General features: G+C 57.5%; 1 protein-coding gene. It reads left to right on the plus strand.

All coding sequences use genetic code 11. The annotated features are described in order from the left end of the window. A partial coding sequence (locus SB753_RS35135) for an SDR family NAD(P)-dependent oxidoreductase (RefSeq protein ID WP_410804660.1) occupies nt 1-393 on the plus strand: 393 nt, incomplete at both ends.

Below are 393 nucleotides of genomic sequence, written 5' to 3' on the forward strand. Positions count from 1 at the left end.
GGGACATTCCGATATTCACGTCGAACGTGTTGATATCGCCGACTATGCCAGCGTCGAAGCTGCTGTATCGGGTACGCTGAAAGTCGCCGGACGCATCGATATCCTGATCAATAACGCGGCGATCGTTGGCCCAAATGCGACCTTGGCCGAGTATCCCATCGACGTCTGGAAGCAGGTGATCGACATCGACGTCAACGGCACTTTCCACTGCTGCCGCGCTGTGGTACCCGTGATGGTCGGGCAGAACTACGGTCGCATCGTTAATCTGGCTTCCGTCGCCGGCAAGGAAGGTAACCCCAACGCCGCAGCGTACAGTTCAGCCAAGGCTGCTGTCATTGCCATGACCAAGTCGCTCGGAAAGGAACTGGCGAGCCACGATATCGCGGTCAACTG

It is taken from the genome of Paraburkholderia sp. SIMBA_053, assembly GCF_046534895.1.
In the GTDB taxonomy this organism is placed as follows: Bacteria; Pseudomonadota; Gammaproteobacteria; order Burkholderiales; family Burkholderiaceae; genus Paraburkholderia; species Paraburkholderia caledonica.